Annotated in this window: 1 protein-coding gene; it reads left to right on the forward strand. The window is 46.0% G+C overall.

From position 1 onward, the window contains the following. A partial coding sequence (locus HFD99_RS24890; RefSeq protein WP_238797303.1) for a condensation domain-containing protein occupies positions 1-509 on the forward strand: 509 nt, incomplete at both ends.

Raw genomic sequence — 509 nt, forward strand, 5'->3', positions numbered from 1 at the left:
GAGGATACGCTTATGCGCGTAGCTGTTTTCCGCACGGGCGATCGCTCATACCGTTTTGTATGGAGCTTCCACCATATTGTGATGGACGGCTGGTGCCTGTCACTAATGACGGACGAAGTATTTAGTGCATATTTTGCCTTGCTGGAGAACAAGCAGCCAGAGCTTGCACCTGTCAAGCCGTATAGTGACTATATCGAATGGTTGGAACACCAAGATGCACAGGAAGCATCTCGTTATTGGAGTGACTATTTGGCAGGTTTTGAGCAGCAAACCTTGTTGCCTAGTGAGAATGCGCAAGTTTCTGTAGCAGAACAGGATGACGACACAAACAGAAGCGGTAACAGTTCGAATCCCGGCTATGTTTTGGAAAAGCTGCCATTGATGTTGGGTAAAGAACGAAGTGCCGCATTAAACCAAATGGCCAAACAACAGCATGTCACGATTAACACATTGCTGCAAAGCGTTTGGGGCGTTATTTTACAGAAATACAATAATCATCAGGATGTTGT

Origin of the sequence: Paenibacillus sp. EKM301P (genome assembly GCF_011800295.1) — a bacterium.
Taxonomy (GTDB): Bacteria; Bacillota; Bacilli; order Paenibacillales; family Paenibacillaceae; genus Paenibacillus; species Paenibacillus polymyxa.